The organism is Chryseobacterium geocarposphaerae, from assembly GCF_002797535.1.
GTDB classification, from domain to species: domain Bacteria; phylum Bacteroidota; class Bacteroidia; order Flavobacteriales; family Weeksellaceae; genus Chryseobacterium; species Chryseobacterium geocarposphaerae.
Genome location: NZ_PGFD01000001.1, coordinates 21,818 through 38,926 on the forward strand (window position 1 = coordinate 21,818; position 17,109 = coordinate 38,926).

The following is a 17,109-nucleotide window of genomic DNA, read 5'->3' on the forward strand; positions in this document are numbered from 1 at the left end:
ATTAAATAGTTTTTGGTTCGGTTGTTTCTTCTTTTTCAGAGAATTTGATCAGGCAGAAAACAGCATAGTTCAGCATATCAAAATAATTCGCGTCTAAACCTTCAGAAACAATGGTTTTACCCTGATTGTCCTCGATCTGTTTTGTTCTTAATACCTTTTGATAGATTAGATCCGTGATGGAAGAAATTCTCATATCTCTCCATGCTTCACCATAATCATGATTTTTTCTTTCCATCAAAGCTTGGGCTTCATTGGCATATTTATCATAAAGCGCTAAGATTTCGTCCTTATTTTCGCTGAAATCATTGGCAAGACCTTTTTCGAGTTGAATAAGCCCAATAATGGAATAGTTGACAATAGCAATAAATTCATCCTCTTCACTTTCATCCACCATTTTTTTATCGGTCATTTGTAAGGTGCGGATTCTGTTGACTTTAATATAGATCTGATCCGTAATTGAGCTGGGTCTTAGTACTCTCCAGGCTGCTCCGTAGTCCTGAAGTTTTTTACTAAACAAATCACGACACTGACTGATAATTTTTTCGAATTGTATTGATGTCTTTAGCATAAATTCTCTTAATCTTTCAAAGATACAAAATAGGTTTTAGGTAGCAGGAATAAGGATTTAGTTTTTTAGCTGGAAGTTAGGGGATGGAAGCCGGAAGTTAGTATTTTTGTATATGCAAAATATTTCATCATCTATCAATGAGCATTCTTTGAACTGTAATGGAACAATCGTAGATCTGTCTTCTCCCAAAATCATGGGGATACTGAATCTTACTCCAGATTCTTTTTCAGATGGCGGAGAATTCAATAATGAAACCTCAGCAATAAAGCATGCTGAACAATTATTAAAAGAAGGGGCTGAGATTATTGATATTGGACCGCAGTCGACCCGCCCGAATGCAGAGTTTTTAAGCAGTAAAGAGGAAATTGAAAGAATCGGTAAAATAATTTCCTTAATTAAAAAGGAGTTTCCTGAAGCTCTGATTTCTTTAGACACTTTTTACGCCGAAACGGTGAAATTTGGTTATAATGAAGGCATAGACATTATTAATGATATTTCCGGAGGACAATTTGATGAAAATATGTTTAAAACAGCTGCTGAAACAAAGCTTCCGTATATTTTGATGCATGTGAATCCTACCTACGAAACCATGCATGATAAAATAAAATTTCAGGACATTACATTATCTGTTAATCAGTACTTCTCTGAAAAAACAAAGCAATTATTAGAAATGGGAGTTAATGATATCATTTTAGATCCTGGCTTTGGATTTGGAAAAACAGTAGAAGACCAGATGAAGCTGCTTGAAGAGGTAAAATATCTTGGTTTTGGAAAATTTCCGCTGTTGATCGGAATTTCAAGGAAATCTTTTATTTATAAACCATTGGGAAAATCTCCTTTAGATATTAATGAAGAAACTCAGAAGCTTCATCAAAAAGTATTGGAGCAAGGAGCTAAAATCCTTCGTGTACATGATGTAGCTGAAGCAAAGAAAACAGTGGAAGAGTTTTTGAATAAAGGTAGAATAATATCCGGAATGCCATTCTGAGCGAAACAAAGTGAAGTGAAGAATTTTTTGTGTTTAAGAGATTCTTCCTTCGTCAGAATGACATTCTGCGCAATATTTTTTAGTTTAAATTAGCCAGTTTATCAGCAAACTGCTTTGAGAATTCTTTTCTGTCTTCCTCCATTTTTTCTTTTGTGGAAGGAAGAATATAGTTGAAAAGGATTTTATCTTCACCATCAAGAAAAATAATTTCTTTTTCATTTCCATCAATCATTTGGGCGAAAATTTCCCACATGGAGGTGTCCTTTAATTTTAATAATTCGAAAAACTGATCTGCTTTTATTTCTATTTTTTGCATATGCTGATTTTAAAATTCTAATAATTTGAGTTTAAACTGTATCGCAAAATTTTGCTTAAAATTCGGTGTTGTATAATAACCGACCCTGTAAAACAATCCTAAATTAAAATAACTGGAAAGAAAATTGTTCCATTCCAATCCGACTTCCTGATACAATCTGTTTAGTGTTCTATATCTGAAATCATGGTATTCAGGGTGCTCCATATTACCAATGGTTCCACGAAGTACAAAGTCAAAACTTGAAATATTCTGCCCGAAGCTTTTAAAATACCAAGGAAGCTTATGGGTTAAGTAATAAGCTACAAATTTATCATTATAATATTTTCCTCCTTCCAGGGTTGCAAAACCAAGATAGGAGGTAAGGTTGAAGTTGAAGTCATTTCTCGGAGAAGCGAGTCCGTTCATTGTAAAATTTTTCCAGATTGGGGCTGCTCCAAAAACCATTCCTCCGTAAATCCTAAAGCCTGTTGTTCCCAACATGGTTTTTAAATTGTAAAGGAAAAGCAGGTCGAAGCGGGAATAATTAAGATCTCCTCCAAAGATCTTATAGCTTTGCTCATAATTCAGGTAGAACTCAGGAAATTTCTGATCCAGCAACGATTTTCCCTGCGGAGTCATGATATTGGTGGAATTCGGAGAATATTTTAGAGTGATCAAAGTATTAAAGTTATCAAAAGCGTTGCCTTTATCTCTGAAATCGTAATCAAACATTGCTTTTTCTGAATTCCTTCTTATGTTGGAAACCAAGGTCAGTGCATTAGTCAGATCATTCGTATAAGAGACTGAGACCCCTTTAAACTGAAAGTATCTGCTGTTATTAAGATTATTTCCATAGTTGGATGTTCGCATCTTGAAGCTCCAGAGTTTTCGGTAAAATTCTCCGGAAGCCGTGACATCATTATAATGCTCAATACGGAAAAATGAATTTTTTTCTAAAGAGGTTTTAATATCTAACCCGATTCCATATTTCCACTGATCATCTTTGAAACCATAAGCAAAATAATAATCGGGGGAAAAATAGGGATTAAAGTTTTCATTAAGCTTGGTCTTTAATCCGACTCTGAAACCTTCATAGGCATTGTAGTTTACAATTTCATCAATTGCAAAATCTAAGCTTCCTACCCGTATTTGTCCGTTTAGTAACCCGGATAAAACCTGAGCTTTATTGTCAATATTATAAATCTTTCCAAGGCTGTCTATCGTTGCATACGTACTGGTTTCTCTCTCCGTTAAAGGATCTGTTCTGTATTGACTTAATGTTTTGCCGTCTGCATTTTTTACGGTAAAAGTATATCCTTTGAAATCACTTTTATTTTGCTGGATAGGGGACTGAAAATCAAAATATCTGGAAGTGAGAAAAGCATAAGTACCGAAAGTCTTTTTATCTTTTTTCTCGTGTTTTTCCCTATTCTCTTCTTCCATTACCATATTGCTCATTTTCAGCTTTACAGTTTCCTGGGCAAGAAACCATTTATTGCTGTAGAAAACCCATGTACTGGTAATGATTCCGTCGTTTTTATTTTTACTGAAATTTTCAATTTTTTTGATACCATAGGTTTCGGTATCAATATAAATAGCACCGTTATATTTTCTTTTCTTGTCGTTTTTCTTATAATTAACTTCCCGGAAACGGATGACAAAATTTTTTCTTCCGTCCATTTCAACCGTGTCAGTAAGGAAAAAACGATAAAGTCTCCTGTTTTCATACTTTATCTGGTCGGGAACAACATCTCTGTTACTTTGCTGAAGCGCAAGCATTTCATAGATAGGCTGCTTAAGACCGGAAATCCTGTTATCCAGAATATTGATCTTTTCACCATATTTTTTTGAGTATAAAAATTCCTGGGCTCTTTCCCAAAGGAAAAGTTTGCTTTTTGAAAATATCTGCCGTACGGTAATATTATTGAGAGAATCCTGTTCTCTTTTCTTCTTAAAAAGGGTATTGTCGAAAAATTTTTTAAACTGTGAAATACTGTCTTCATCTATGTCTAACGAAACTTTTTCGTAAGATTTATAAGAATAAGAATCCAGGGATTTAGGAGAGTTTTCTTTAAAAAGGGCGTTTACTTTTTTTAGAATTTCCAAGGCTCTCGGATCACTTTTATCTTCAATGATAACGGTTTCAATGGATGTAATTTTTGATTGGGAATAACCAAAAACATACACCAAGAAACATAGAAACAATAAAATCCTTTTCATAAAAAACTTTTCAAAATTAGTAATATTTATGGTTTTAGAAAAGTTTTGTTAATTGATATTAATAGCATGTTTTATAGGAATATTCTTTGACAACTAAAATAAAAGACTCCCGGATTTCCGGGAGTCTTTTATTTAGCGATCTGAGAAACAAAAGTAATGGCTTTCATTTGGAGATCTTCCTTAGATAGTTTATTGTTTTCAAATTCAAGGGAAGTAAACTGTCCGTTTTCTGTTGCCAATATGGCATAGCCATTGTATTTTTTTCCTCCGTACTGATAGGTGTAGCCTACGAATTTGGAGTTGGGATCATCAACCTTCACTTGTATGTTGGCAATATTTTTTTTCTTTTTTAATGCTTTAAAATTATCCATCATGTCGTCTTTAGAAGAATATGCATGGAGAAATATGCTTGTATTATCAGGAAGCTTTACGGCCATTTGTAAAGAGTCATCATGATTTTTCTGGATAAAACTTTTAGGTTCTACACTTATTTTTGAAGTAAGGTCTATAGGAACCAAGGTGTCGCTTTTCACTTTTGCAACATGGAAAATTGCTTTTTCAGCCTCATTAAGTTTATTTATACTGTCATAATTTTCGTAAAATAAATCATTTGATTCATCATTGCTTTGCAAATCCTCATTTCTGTAATTCTGAATAAGAGAGTTTACATTCTCATAGCTGGTATCAGAATATGAAGATCTGTTTGAGGTTTTACTGCACGTGATAGCAAGCTTTATCACCGCAAATAAGCAAACAGCAACACTTAAAATGGTTTTCCAAACCGGTTTTTCATTCATTATTTCAGATCTTCTTTAGTAAGGATGATTTCCTTAATGTTTTTTCCCTGGGAATCTGTGTATTTATAGATAAGATTCTTTACTCCCAATCTTTCGGTCTGGGAAAAAATCTGCTGAATTTGAGGTGATCTCAGCATTTCATCTTTCACAATCTGCTCGGCACCTTCTACCTTAAGCAATTTTTGGAAGCTTTCCGGGACCTGGGCTGTGTAAACAATATTGCTTTCTTCATCTGCTTTGATGCTCATGATTTTTATTCCCGAAGACGGATCTTCCGACGGAAGATTTTTATTAAAAACATCAAGAACAGCATTAAGTTGATCAGGACCGGAACTTCCCGCAGAAATCGATTTGAGGTCGTTTCCGGCATCCCCTTTTATATTTTTGTTATCAAGTACTTCATCTGCTATAAGTCTTGCGCCAACACCATAAATTTTAATATTAAACTTTACTCCTTTGTTAAGAAGCTCTTTTCCTGTAGGTTCACTTTTAATAGCTTGTCCTATAAGTTGCGGAAGTGATGTTTTCATCATATCTGCTTGCATTTCGTCACCCGCTTCATTCGAAGTATTTACTTCGATGGTGATTTCGTCGTTTCCGGAATCGATGGCTTTGGTAGACTTGATCATGTAGTTGCTCATCATAGAAGATGATCTGTTGTACATGTCTATAAAGTTCCTGATTTTATCATTTTTGGATTGACATGCTGTAAGGAGTATTGCTGTGAAACAGACAACGAGTATTTTTTTCATGATTATTTTTTTGAAAGATAATAAAAAAACAGAAACCGGCAAGTTTCTGTTTATAATTTTACTATTTATGAGAGATAAACTTTAATTTAAAAGACTAAATTTAATTTTTATCCCAAAGTTATCTTTAAATTGAGACGTTTGGTAATATCCTAATCTGTAAGAGAATCCGACTCCGAAACTTCTTCCTAAAAATCGGTTCCACATTAATCCGACTTCCTGATAATAATGATCTAAAATCTGAAACTGGAACTGATGATTTTCTCTGTCTTTCAAATTTCCAATAGCAGCTTGGTATTCAAGTTCGATACTGGAATATCTTGCTCCGATAGTTTTGAATCTGAATGGAAGTGACTGGGAAATTTTAAAGGCAGCAAATTTATCGGCAAAAAAAGTTCCTGAAGGCATCGTTGCAAATCCTAAATTGGAAGGTGTGCTGATATTGGAATACCAATGGTCTACATTCGCGTCGTTTTGTCCTGCAATTTCAAAATTTTTCCATATCGGAGCGTTTCCTGAAGAAATTCCTCCGAAAAGCTTGATATTGGTGTATCCTAATTTCGATCTGAACTGGTGGATAATCAAGGCGTCCAATCTGTTATAATCCAAATCTCCGCCTAAAGCTTCAAATCCTTTTTCATAATTCAGGAATATTTGCGGATAAGCTTTTTCGTAGGTATATTTTCCGCTTGGTGTCATGATGTTTTTGTCATTCGGAGCAAATTTTAAAGATAATGTTGCGCTTGTATTATCGAAACTGTTTCCGAGATTTTTATACTGATAATCGAAAAGAGCTTTTTGTTTTTCTTTATTTACAGCAATTTTCATGCTTAGTGAATTGGAAATATCGTATAAGAATGAGGCTCCCCATTTTTGGTTTTTATAAAAAGTACCATTATGAAGATCCAGATTCATATCTGAAACTTTCATCATCATATCCCACATATTGTTGCTGAATCTCCCTGCTGCAAAAACATCATCTACATAATCAAGTCTGAAAACGGAAGTTCTTTTATCAGAAAGCTTCACATCCAAACCTAATCCATATTTCCATGTATGATCTTTGAATCCGTAACCAAAATAACCGTCAGGAGAAAAGGTTTTGTTGAAGTTTTCATTTAATTTCAGGCCTGCTCCCAAACGTATCCCTTGATATTTGTCATAGCTGAAAAGCTTGGTAATATCAAAATCAATCATTTTATAGCGGATATTTCCCCGCATTAACTGGGTTAAAGTGTTCAGTTTTTTCTCAAAATCATTCTTCTGAACGAAGCTGTCAATTTTGGTGTATGTAGCACTTTCTCTTGCGGTAAGGCTGTCTGTTCTGTATTTATCCAGAAGACTTCCGTCGGAATTTTTCATTTCCAGTGAGTAGCCTTTGAATTCAGAGGCTTTTTGTTCAGCATTAATATCGAAATCAAAGAAACGGTTTTTAACATAGAGATAGTTTCCAAATTTCTTTTGATTATACTTAGGCTTCTCTCCAGGCTTTAAACTGTCTTTTTTTGAAGTATCAAAACTCTGGTCACCCATTTTTAACTTAATATCTTCAGAATCTAAAAACCATTTTCCGTTGATAGGTTTCCAGACGGAAACAATATTTCCTTCGTTCTGTTTTTTATTTATACTTTCAAATTTCTTTAGAGCATAGGTTTCAGAATCGATATAGATTTTCCCATTGAATTTTCTTGGGTTTTGTTTCTTTTTGTCTGTAATTTCCTTGAACTTGATGAGATACGTTTTTCTTCCGTCAAGCTGTAATGTGTCGGAAAGATAGAAGTTGAACAACTTTCTGTTTTCAGGTCTCAATTGCCTTGGAATTCGGTCTAAATTGGAAATGTTAATCGCTAAAGCTTCGTAAATTGGGTTTTTAAAACCGGACATTCTGTTGTCGATAATATTCGTTTTTTCACCAAAGCTTTTTGAATATTTGTATTCGGTCGCTTTTTCCCAAAGAAACATCTGGCTTTCTTCCGAAGCACTGATGAAATCTTCTGCAATCAAAGAATCTTTTTTATCCTTTTCTTTTTGTTTCAAATCTTTCTTGTCGACTTTTGAAAGAGAATCTTTTCTGACCGCTAAGAAATTTTTATAGGCATCAATTGAGTCTTTGTCTACATCAATAGAAAATTTTGAATATGATTTAAAATTATATGAATCCAAAGATTTCGGAGAATTCTCTTTGGCTCTTTTATTTACCTCATCCAAAATCCTTAATGCTTTAGGGTCACTTTTGTCACTGATAATCACTTTATCAATATTATCCATTTTTTCAGACAAAGGCTGCATAGAAATTTCCATTGATTTTTTTACATCTGCTGAAACATCTTCATAATTACTGGCCAGAATTTCAACCTTTTTACATTTTGTTTTTAATGATAAATTTCCGTTAAAATCTGTTTTTCCTAAAAGCTCATCATCACAATATACCGCTGCATTATGAATGGGCTGCTTATTGGATTTGTTGATTACTTTGAGCTGAGTCTGCCCAAAAAAGAATACTGTGGAAAATAGAAATAGAGTAGATAAAAGTTTTGACATTAGCTTTTTTATATATAAGACAAAACTATTGATAAGAAAGTTACAAAAGAATGCAAAAAAATATAATCTTTTGTTAAAAATAAAAACCACTGTATTCGAATAGGATACAGTGGTTTTATTTATTTTTTAATTCCCTAGATAATGAGAAATAAAATTTTATTTTATATTTTCTTAAATCTTTTTAACAAGATATTAAATGCTCAATGCCTTCTGATAAGCATTTTCCAAACCATCAAGATTTTTTCCTCCTGCGGTTGCAAAACCTGGGTTTCCACCGCCACCACCTTGGATTTCTTTAGCTAAATCTTTTACAATCGCTCCAGCCTGATAATTGGTAGCCAAATCATCAGAAACTCCAACAGTGATCATTGGTTTTCCGTCTGCATCAGAAAGGATAATCGTTACAGAAGCAGGGATCTCTCTCTTTAACTGGAACACAATATCTTTCACAGAACCTGCGTCAAGAGATGTTTTCTTTACCAAAAGTTGTTTGTCTCCTTTTTGCTCATAAGCATTTTTCCAGTCACCGATTTCGCCTTTAGCTTTTTCTTTTTTAAAGGCTTCAACTTCAGCTTTCAAAGTTGCATTTTCTTCGATTAATTTTTCGATAGAACGAACAACATCTTTAGATTTTAACAACTGAGAAAGTTCAGTGACCTGCTTTTCTAAATTTTTAAAATATTCTTCTGATTTATCCCCCGAAATCGCCTCAATCCTTCTGATTCCTGCAGCCGCAGAACTTTCAGAAACAATTTTGAAATGACCGATTTCACTTGTATTTTTCACGTGAGTTCCACCGCAAAGTTCTTTTGAACTTCCAAACTGGATCATTCTCACGTTGTCACCGTATTTTTCACCGAACAAAGCCATTGCACCTTTATCCAGTGCTTCCTGGATCGGAATATTTCTGAACTCCTGCAATGCAATACTTTCTTTGATCTTTGCATTTACTTTTTCCTCAACCAAAGCCAATTCTTCTTCTGTCATTTTGTTGAAATGAGAGAAGTCGAAACGTAAATAATCAGGACCAACGTAAGAACCTTTTTGTTCAACGTGAGTTCCCAAAACATCTCTTAACGCTTCGTGTAACAAGTGAGTCACAGAGTGGTTGGCCTGGGAATTCTTTCTGTCGGTCGCATTTACTTTAGCGTAGAAAACTGTGCTTGCATCTTTAGGAAGTCCGTTGATTAAAGAAATAATCAATCCGTTTTCTTTTTTCGTTTCCAAAACTTCGAAACTTTCAGCAGCATTTTCAAGAACCCCCTTATCTCCAACTTGTCCACCACCTTCAGGGTAGAAAGGAGTGTTGCTTAACACAACCTGATAAAATTCTCCGTCTTTATTTTCTACTTTTCTGTATTTTGTAATATGAGTTTTCGCTTCAATCTGGTCGTAACCTACGAACTTTGGTTCCTGCTCTTCTAAAACTACCCAGTCATACACTTTCTGAGCAGAATCAGCTTTTGAACGCTGTTTTTGTTCATTTAAAGCAACTTCAAATCCTTTTTCATCAATCGTTAATCCTTTTTCCTCGGCGATAATTCTTGTTAAGTCATCCGGGAAACCGTAAGTGTCATATAATTCGAAAACTTCTTCCGTAGGCAACACTTTAGCATTGTTGGCAATCGTCTGCTGGATTAATTTTTCAACTCTGATTAATCCTGTTTCAATCGTTCTTAAGAAAGATTCCTCTTCACTTTTGATCACTTCAGTCACTAAAACGCCTTGTTTTTCCAATTCAGGGAAGAATTTACCCATTTGTTCCTGAAGCACAGCAACCAATTTATAAAGGAAAGGCTCTTTCATATCCAGGAATCTGTAAGAATAAGAAGTTCCTCTTCTTAAAATTCTTCTGATCACATAACCAGCTCCTCCGTTTGATGGTAATTGTCCGTCTGCAATCGCAAAAGAAACCGCTCTGATGTGGTCTACCACAACACGGATCGCAATATCTTTTTCGTCTTCTAAAACTCCGGTATATTTTTTACCTGAAAGTTCCTCAACTTTAGCAATCAGAGGTGTGAAAACATCGGTGTCGTAGTTTGAAGATTTCCCCTGAAGTGCCATACAAAGACGTTCGAAGCCCATTCCGGTATCAATATGTTTGGCAGGAAGGTTTTCCAAGCTTCCGTCTGCTTTACGGTTGTATTGCATGAAAACCAGATTCCAGATTTCCACAACCTGAGGATGGTCCTTATTCACCAGTTCAAGTCCTGAAACTTTCGCTTTTTCTTCATCACTTCTTAAATCAACATGAATTTCAGAACAAGGTCCGCAAGGTCCGCTTGCGCCCATTTCCCAGAAATTATCTTTTTTGTTTCCATTGATAATTCTATCCTCAGAAATATGAGATTTCCAGAAATCATAAGCATCCTGATCTCTGTCAAGATTTTCAGAGGTATCACCTTCAAAAATAGTTACATAAAGGTTTTCTTTCGGAATTCCATACACTTCCGTCAACAATTCCCAGGCAAAAGCAATAGCATCTTTTTTGAAATAATCACCGAAAGACCAGTTCCCCAACATCTCAAACATGGTGTGGTGATAGGTATCTCTACCCACATCATCCAGATCATTATGCTTTCCTGAAACTCTTAAACATTTTTGAGTATCGGCAATTCTTGAGGCTTTAGGCTCTTTGTATCCTAAAAAATAATCTTTGAACTGCGTCATTCCTGAGTTGGAAAACATAAGGGTAGGGTCGTCTTTCAGCACGATAGGAGCCGAAGGAACGATAAGGTGACCCTTACTTTGAAAATAATCTAAAAATTTTTGACGAATCTCTTGTGATGTCATAATGATATATATTGCTTTGCTTTTTACAATTTTTTGATAAGATGCAAATTTACTATTTTTAGCTGATTTAGTTTCAATTTATTAATACTTTTAGGAAGATTCGTATTAAGAATTTAAAACATTATTGGAAGCTATTTTTTCTTTTAAACTTATTGTTTTTGATTTTCGGCGGCGGCTTAGCCGCCGCCGAAAATCAAAAACAAACTGAAACAATTGTTAAAATCATAGTAGATATGATAATGTTGTAAACCGCCCCGTCAAAAATTCTTCCGAATTTTCGCCACCCCTCCAAGGGAGGAAAATTTTGAGACCGTATATTTTCTTGTTCTTTTCCTTTTAACTTATTATCTTCGTGATTATCTGAAAAGATAAAAGTTGAGTATGACAAAAAACGAAACAATCAAAACCTGGATAGAAGAATATTCAGGACCATTGTTGAGAAGGGCAGTATATCTGCTTTCAGATAAAGTTGAAGCGGAAGATGTGGTTCAGGAAGTTTTTATTTCGGCTTTTTCGTCATATGATTCTTTTGAGGGAAAAAGTCAGCCATTAACTTGGCTGATGACTATTTTAAACAGAAAAGTTGCGGACTTTTATCGAAAAAAATATAAATCCGAACCATCAATAAAACTAGACCATTTTTTTGATGAAACCGGTTCGTGGAAAAATGATGATGTCCTTAATGATTGGGATGCTTCCAACAAAGAGGCCGAGCTTCTCGATGATAAAGATTTTAATAAAACATTGGAAGATTGTATTGAAGATTTACCCTCCAGATGGAAGATTCCGATGAAAATGTATTATCTTGAAGAAAAAAAAGCACCTGAAGTGAGTCAGGAATTGAATATTTCCACGACTAATCTTTGGAAGATTTTACAACGAAGCCGAATGCAGTTGCGAGAGTGTCTGGAGTTTAACTGGTTTGCAAAATCATAAGGATTAAAAAAGATGTTAAAAAAACTAATACATATGATCTTTTTACCATGCAGTGAAGTTACTTTGCTCATGGAAAAACGCAATGCTGAAAACATTTCTTCCTCAGAGAACTGGAAGCTCTCCCTGCATCTTAAAATTTGTAAATGGTGCAGAGCTTACAAACAAAAACTGGAAATTTTAGATGATATTTTAAAAAGAAAACTTTCCCAGGACAAATAAAATCGTTGTCAGGATTTTGAAAATGTTCCGACTATACTTTTGAAAATAAGCAAAGTATTAATTCAAAATCATTAAAATGAACGGAACTGTACTAAAAATCAATAAAGAAAGCCGAACGGGCAGAATCGGATATTATATCTCGCTTTTCGGAGCTGCCTTGGTCTTACTTTGGATCGGAATATTCAAATTTACTCCGACAGAAGCAGAAGGAATAAAACACTTGGTAGAAAACCATTTCCTCACTTTTTTCGTATATGATATTGTAAGTGTCCAGACAGTGTCAGATGCTATCGGAGCGATAGAAATTATCATTGCTTTACTATTACTATTTAGTGTGAAATTTGCATCTCTCAGAAAGTATGCGGCTATCGGAATGATTGTAACTTTTCTTATGACAATAAGTTATTTATTTACGACTCCGGGAATCTGGAGAATGGTAGACGGGGTTCCAGTTACAGACTTCTTTATTTTAAAGGATCTGATGCTTTTAGGATTTGGTTTAATGATTTTAAATGAAAAAAATGATCACAAATAAAAAGATAAAAATGAAAAACATATTAATATTGCTTGGAGTAATTCTGGGTATAGCAGTTTTTGCTGCAAGCTGTGGAGATTCTAAACCGAAATCCACAGAAATTAAAGAAAAAAATGAGACCGTTATGGATAATAAAAACGTAAAAGAAATCTATTTTGCAGGAGGATGTTTTTGGGGAACTGAGCACTTTTTTCAACAAATTCGCGGAGTGGTAGGAACAGAGGTTGGATATGCCAATGGAAATAAAGAAAATCCTACGTATGAAGAAGTGGTAAGTCATACCACGGGCTTTGCGGAAACTGTAAAAGTAAAATATGATCCTGAACAGGTAGATTTAAAACTATTAATTGATTTGTATTTTAAAACCATTGATCCTACGAGTTTAAATAAGCAGGGAAATGACAGAGGAGATCAGTATAGAACAGGGATTTATTCAACAGATGAAGAAACGGAAGCTATTGTAAAAGCTGAGGTTCAAAAATTAGCTAAAAATTATAACAAACCTGTTGTGGTAGAAACGATTCCTTTGAAAAATTTCTACAAGGCAGAAGATTATCATCAGGATTATTTAGACAAAAACCCGGGAGGATATTGCCATATTGAACCTGGATTATTTGAAATGGCGAGAAATGCAAACCCGCTTCCTAAAAAACAAACAAAAGAAATGAAGTATCAAAAAAAAGATAAAGCAGTATTAAAAAAAGAATTAACGGCTGAACAGTATAACGTAACTCAGGAAAACGCTACGGAAAGAGCATTCCAAAATGAATACTGGGATGAAACCCGCGAAGGAATTTATGTGGATATTACAACAGGAGAGCCTTTATTTATTTCAACCGATAAATTTGAATCAGGTTGTGGATGGCCAAGTTTTTCAAAACCAATTTCCAAGCAGCTGATTGATGAGAAATTAGACCGTTCTTACGGAATGACAAGAGTGGAAGTAAGAAGCAAAACGGGAGATGCACATTTGGGGCACGTTTTCAATGACGGACCAGAAGACAAAGGCGGACTCCGTTACTGTATCAATTCCGCTTCTTTAAAGTTTATCCCTAAAGCGGAAATGAAAGACAAAGGATATGGAGACTATATTTCTTTACTTGAAAAAGATAAGAAGTAAATATATAATTAAGTAAGGTGTTTTTAAGACTGTCGAAAGGCAGTCTTTTTTAATTGTAAATCCACATCAGAACCGGTTTAGATGTTGCTTTTAAGATAGGATCAATTTCTCTTAAGGCATTGTTTGAAACTGTCGGACAGCCCCAACCTTCTGGTGAACCTTGCGGATAAATTTCATGGTCGTCCATTTTTTCCCAGGAGTGAAAAACGATAGCTCTTTTCAATGCATTATTATTGGTTTCTTCTAAGCCATGCATCAAATACTTTACTTTAATTCCCCATTCACTTACACCTCTTTCGCCAATTTTATATTTTCCAAGAGACGAAAGATGACTTCCGTCTTCATTACTGAAACCCGGATTGTCTTTTGATTGTGCCCAACTCCAGATGTAGTTTCCGCAGCCATGACCTACAAGATATTTTTTTGTGATTTTCTTTTCCTTAAAATCGTAAATGAAAAAGCGATTTACGCCTGAATGTAAACTCATATCAATCAAAATGCAAAAATCAGTATTGAATTTTTTCTGTTTACAAAATGATAAAGCTTCTTCAGCTTTTTTACGGGTTTTCTCAATGTTTACAGTTGGTTTTTCTTCTTTTGATGAGGTGAAAACTCTGAATGTGTTCTTTCCATCAGAACAGGATAAGCATAGAAAAGTTAATGTTAGAAAGAAGGTTTTTATGATTTTAGAAGGCGAAAGCTGAATCATTTGGTGTTTTATATGTAAAGTTTAAGTAAAATGTTTTTTTCTGAAAATGAAACCGAGCGATAATAAAATCATTGCAACTGAAATCTTTCCTTGATGCTTAGCATAGAGATATTTAAAAATAACAGAAAACCAAAGATAATGTAAGATGATTGTTTTGGAAGATTGGAGACAAGCTTTTCAAAATCTCTAAAGTTTATATGAGTTTTTTTAATGTCTTCAATATAAATTATACAACCTCCAATTATATCATGACCTCTTTCAATATTATTTGGATCTTTATATTCATGAACTGCAAAAAAATGATCGGTTTTCTCAATATCAACACCATAACTTTCTTGCTTTGCCAGTTTCATGGCATCAATTAAAGCAATAAAATCCTGATAATTGTTTTGATCATCAATCACAAATTCAATTCCTGTTTCTTTTTCATTCCTTGCCTGAAGTTTTTTCAATTCTGAAACATAGTATTGTTGATTTTGCAAAGCTGTGTTGGGTTTTACAATAATTTTCTGATAATTCCAGTTGCGAAATTGTTCAAATGTATTATCAAATTTATCTCTGTATTTATGTTTTGCAGGAAGTCCCAAATCTATTACAGTATATTGCGGATGAACTCTCTGGTTCCCATAATACCAAAACAAAATAGGTATCAGTAAAGCACTGATCAATCCCGGAAAGTAGTATATTTTCTTCACAGCAATTATTTTTGTAAAAACCGAATGAAAATTTTAAGCCAAAAAATAAAAAAGTGATCCATTTCGGATCACTATAATCTTTTAATTTTTAAATTCTTAGATCTTTCAATCAAATATTTACCAATCTCTTTTTCTTAAAATCCAGTAGGATCCGAAAATGAAAATGGCACACCACACCAGGCAGACAATGAGACTTTCTGTTGGATAATGAAATTCATATTTTAAGCCCATTGCTTTTGCCATATTCAGCCTCACCATTGGATTGGGAATTAAATTAGACATACTTTCCAGCGGGAAAAGACGAGACAGAAAGAAGTCATTTTGTAAAACTTCATTTCTTTGAGGTCCCTGCAATCCTTTTACTTTCATGAAAACCTCTACGGTTGACAGAATACTTTCGATAATCCATAAAACAAAAAATGCAAGAAAAACGAAAACAGATTTTCTTAACAATACGGAAAGAAACATCAGAAAACAGAAAAAGGTAAACAGCTTTATAAAGTAGTTTCCGATAAAGAAAATTTCTTCAAAAACCTTTGCAGACTCTGTTGTATTAGAATACTGATATCCTAACAACATAGTGATTGCGAATACAATTATTGTTGATATAATCGTAAAAATACTGATCGTTAATAGTTTTGAACCAATAAACTCCTTTCTGCTTAATCCGTCAATTGTATTTTGCTTAAACATTCTGTCGCTGAATTCCTGTGAAATCGAAAAAACAATGATTAATCCTAAAAAGATTTTCAGCAGCCCTACAATCCATGTGGTAAAATTCCAGATTTCCGGGAAGTTGTAAATTCCTTCTTCTTTCAGGTTAATTGTTGCTCCAAAAAGATCAAAATCAACCAACCCAATAAAAAGTAAAGCAATAAGAATGGCAAAATATAAGATCGTAAAAACCTTGAATGGTTTGTAATTAAGGTTTTTGTAGTATTCAAGTTTTAATAGTTTTGTCATGATTAATTTGTGTTTTTTACAAGTTCAAGGAATTGTGATTCTAAAGAGAGCTTCTTCTTGTTCAGATGTGATAGGAAAATTCCTTTTTCTGCAAGCTTCTGATTCAAGGTTGAAGCAGAAATTGAGGCGTCATCACGAATGTAAGCTTTTATCATATCCTCCTCCTGACTGATTGTAGTAAACCACTGAAGCTCATTCAAAGCGCTTAAAAGTTGCGTGTTATTATCAGCTTTTAACTCAAAATAACCATTGTTGGAGGTCATTTCATCCACTCTTCCACAATAAAGAGAAGTCCCTTCCTTTAGTACGATAACATGGCTGCATATTTTTTCGATCTCATCCAAAAGGTGACTTGCAATGATAATGGTGATACCTTGCTTTGCAATATTGCTGATAATTTCTCTGATCTGGATAATTCCTTCCGGATCAAGTCCGTTGGTAGGTTCATCTAAAATGAGAACTTCGGGATTATTCAGCATGGCAGAAGCAATCGCAAGACGCTGTTTCATTCCTAAAGAATAAGTTCTGAAAGTGTCTTTTCGCCTTTCATATAAACCTACGGTTTTTAAAACCTCTTCAATTCTGGCGTAAGGAGTATGTTTGATCTCTGCAACGATTTTAAGATTGGTTTCAGCGCTCAGATAAGGGTAAAAATTCGGCTGTTCAATAATGGCTCCGATTTTCTTCAGGGTATCCGGATCAGTTCCTTTTTTACCAAACCAATACCAGTCTCCGCTTGTAGGATTAATGGTGGAAAGCAGCATCCCGAAAGTAGTAGATTTTCCGCTTCCGTTGGGACCCAGAAGTCCGTAGACATTTCCTCTTTCGACGTCAAAAGAAATATTGTTTACCACAACTCTTTTGAATTTTTTCGTCAGATTTTTTACTGATAAAATTTTTTCCATGTAATTTGTTTTACATAGTAGTAGTCTATATAAATTGAGAAATGTTACAGAATTATCATAAATCAATTTACAT

At 34.2% G+C, this 17,109-nt stretch carries 16 protein-coding genes; 5 read left to right on the plus strand and 11 right to left on the minus strand.

The annotated features are described in order from the left end of the window. Nucleotide 1 precedes the first annotated feature (1 nt). Entirely contained in the window at nucleotides 2-568 is a 567-nt protein-coding gene (locus CLV73_RS00095; protein WP_100374877.1) for a DUF1599 domain-containing protein, read from the minus strand. 112 nt (nucleotides 569-680) lie between these two features. Here CLV73_RS00095 and folP point away from each other — a divergent pair, with 112 nt between their 5' ends. Beyond that, a complete protein-coding gene (folP, locus tag CLV73_RS00100; RefSeq protein ID WP_169925732.1) occupies nucleotides 681-1,556 on the plus strand; it encodes a dihydropteroate synthase in 876 nt (291 codons plus the stop codon). A gap of 79 nt (nucleotides 1,557-1,635) precedes the next feature. Here folP and CLV73_RS00105 read toward each other — a convergent pair whose 3' ends face one another. The 6 genes from CLV73_RS00105 to alaS form a co-directional block, all read right to left on the minus strand. Further along, nucleotides 1,636-1,872 carry a hypothetical protein gene (locus CLV73_RS00105; protein WP_100374878.1) on the minus strand — a complete coding sequence of 79 codons (237 nt, stop codon included), beginning with the start codon at nucleotides 1,870-1,872 and terminating at the stop codon, nucleotides 1,636-1,638. A gap of 9 nt (nucleotides 1,873-1,881) precedes the next feature. Beyond that, nucleotides 1,882-4,071, minus strand: a complete 2,190-nt coding sequence (locus tag CLV73_RS00110) for a hypothetical protein (RefSeq protein WP_100374879.1) — start codon at nucleotides 4,069-4,071, stop codon at nucleotides 1,882-1,884. Between the two features lie 128 nt (nucleotides 4,072-4,199). Beyond that, nucleotides 4,200-4,868, minus strand: a complete 669-nt coding sequence (locus CLV73_RS00115) for a hypothetical protein (RefSeq protein ID WP_100374880.1) — start codon at nucleotides 4,866-4,868, stop codon at nucleotides 4,200-4,202. Next, nucleotides 4,868-5,620 (minus strand): hypothetical protein, encoded by a 753-nt coding sequence (locus CLV73_RS00120; RefSeq protein WP_157798688.1) that lies wholly within the window; start codon nucleotides 5,618-5,620, stop codon nucleotides 4,868-4,870. Before CLV73_RS00120 ends, CLV73_RS00115 begins: the two co-directional genes overlap by 1 nt. 81 nt (nucleotides 5,621-5,701) lie before the next feature. Continuing rightward, nucleotides 5,702-8,158, minus strand: a complete 2,457-nt coding sequence (locus CLV73_RS00125; RefSeq protein WP_100374882.1) for a DUF5686 family protein — start codon at nucleotides 8,156-8,158, stop codon at nucleotides 5,702-5,704. Nucleotides 8,159-8,350: 192 nt separating this feature from the next. Next, on the minus strand, nucleotides 8,351-10,954 hold the full coding sequence (gene alaS, locus CLV73_RS00130) for an alanine--tRNA ligase (RefSeq protein ID WP_100374883.1): 2,604 nt from the start codon (nucleotides 10,952-10,954) through the stop codon (nucleotides 8,351-8,353). A 381-nt stretch (nucleotides 10,955-11,335) separates the two neighbouring features. On the opposite strand from alaS, the gene CLV73_RS00140 reads away from it, so the two are divergent. The 4 genes from CLV73_RS00140 to msrB all read left to right on the plus strand — a co-directional run bounded on the left by CLV73_RS00140 (nucleotide 11,336) and on the right by msrB (nucleotide 13,764). After that, nucleotides 11,336-11,890 (plus strand): RNA polymerase sigma factor, encoded by a 555-nt coding sequence (locus CLV73_RS00140; RefSeq protein WP_100374885.1) that lies wholly within the window; start codon nucleotides 11,336-11,338, stop codon nucleotides 11,888-11,890. Between the two features lie 12 nt (nucleotides 11,891-11,902). Next, the gene (locus tag CLV73_RS00145) at nucleotides 11,903-12,109 is read left to right on the plus strand and encodes a hypothetical protein (RefSeq protein ID WP_185116747.1); all 207 of its coding nucleotides are present in this window, start codon (nucleotides 11,903-11,905) and stop codon (nucleotides 12,107-12,109) included. 76 nt (nucleotides 12,110-12,185) lie between these two features. Beyond that, a complete protein-coding gene (locus CLV73_RS00150; RefSeq protein ID WP_100374886.1) occupies nucleotides 12,186-12,644 on the plus strand; it encodes a DUF417 family protein in 459 nt (152 codons plus the stop codon). Nucleotides 12,645-12,654: 10 nt separating this feature from the next. Next, entirely contained in the window at nucleotides 12,655-13,764 is a 1,110-nt protein-coding gene (gene msrB, locus CLV73_RS00155) for a peptide-methionine (R)-S-oxide reductase MsrB (RefSeq protein ID WP_100376931.1), read from the plus strand. 49 nt (nucleotides 13,765-13,813) lie between these two features. On the opposite strand, the gene CLV73_RS00160 is transcribed toward msrB, so the two are convergent. The 4 genes from CLV73_RS00160 to CLV73_RS00175 all read right to left on the minus strand — a co-directional run bounded on the left by CLV73_RS00160 (nucleotide 13,814) and on the right by CLV73_RS00175 (nucleotide 17,036). Then, nucleotides 13,814-14,473, minus strand: coding sequence for a murein L,D-transpeptidase catalytic domain-containing protein (locus CLV73_RS00160; protein ID WP_100374887.1), 660 nt, complete (start codon nucleotides 14,471-14,473; stop codon nucleotides 13,814-13,816). A gap of 68 nt (nucleotides 14,474-14,541) precedes the next feature. Continuing rightward, nucleotides 14,542-15,168: a hypothetical protein gene (locus tag CLV73_RS00165; RefSeq protein ID WP_100374888.1), complete on the minus strand. Its 627-nt coding sequence runs from the start codon at nucleotides 15,166-15,168 to the stop codon at nucleotides 14,542-14,544. A 117-nt stretch (nucleotides 15,169-15,285) separates the two neighbouring features. Then, nucleotides 15,286-16,131 carry an ABC transporter permease gene (locus CLV73_RS00170; protein WP_100374889.1) on the minus strand — a complete coding sequence of 282 codons (846 nt, stop codon included), beginning with the start codon at nucleotides 16,129-16,131 and terminating at the stop codon, nucleotides 15,286-15,288. A gap of 2 nt (nucleotides 16,132-16,133) precedes the next feature. Further along, entirely contained in the window at nucleotides 16,134-17,036 is a 903-nt protein-coding gene (locus tag CLV73_RS00175; RefSeq protein ID WP_100374890.1) for an ABC transporter ATP-binding protein, read from the minus strand. Between the last annotated feature and the right edge of the window lie 73 nt (nucleotides 17,037-17,109).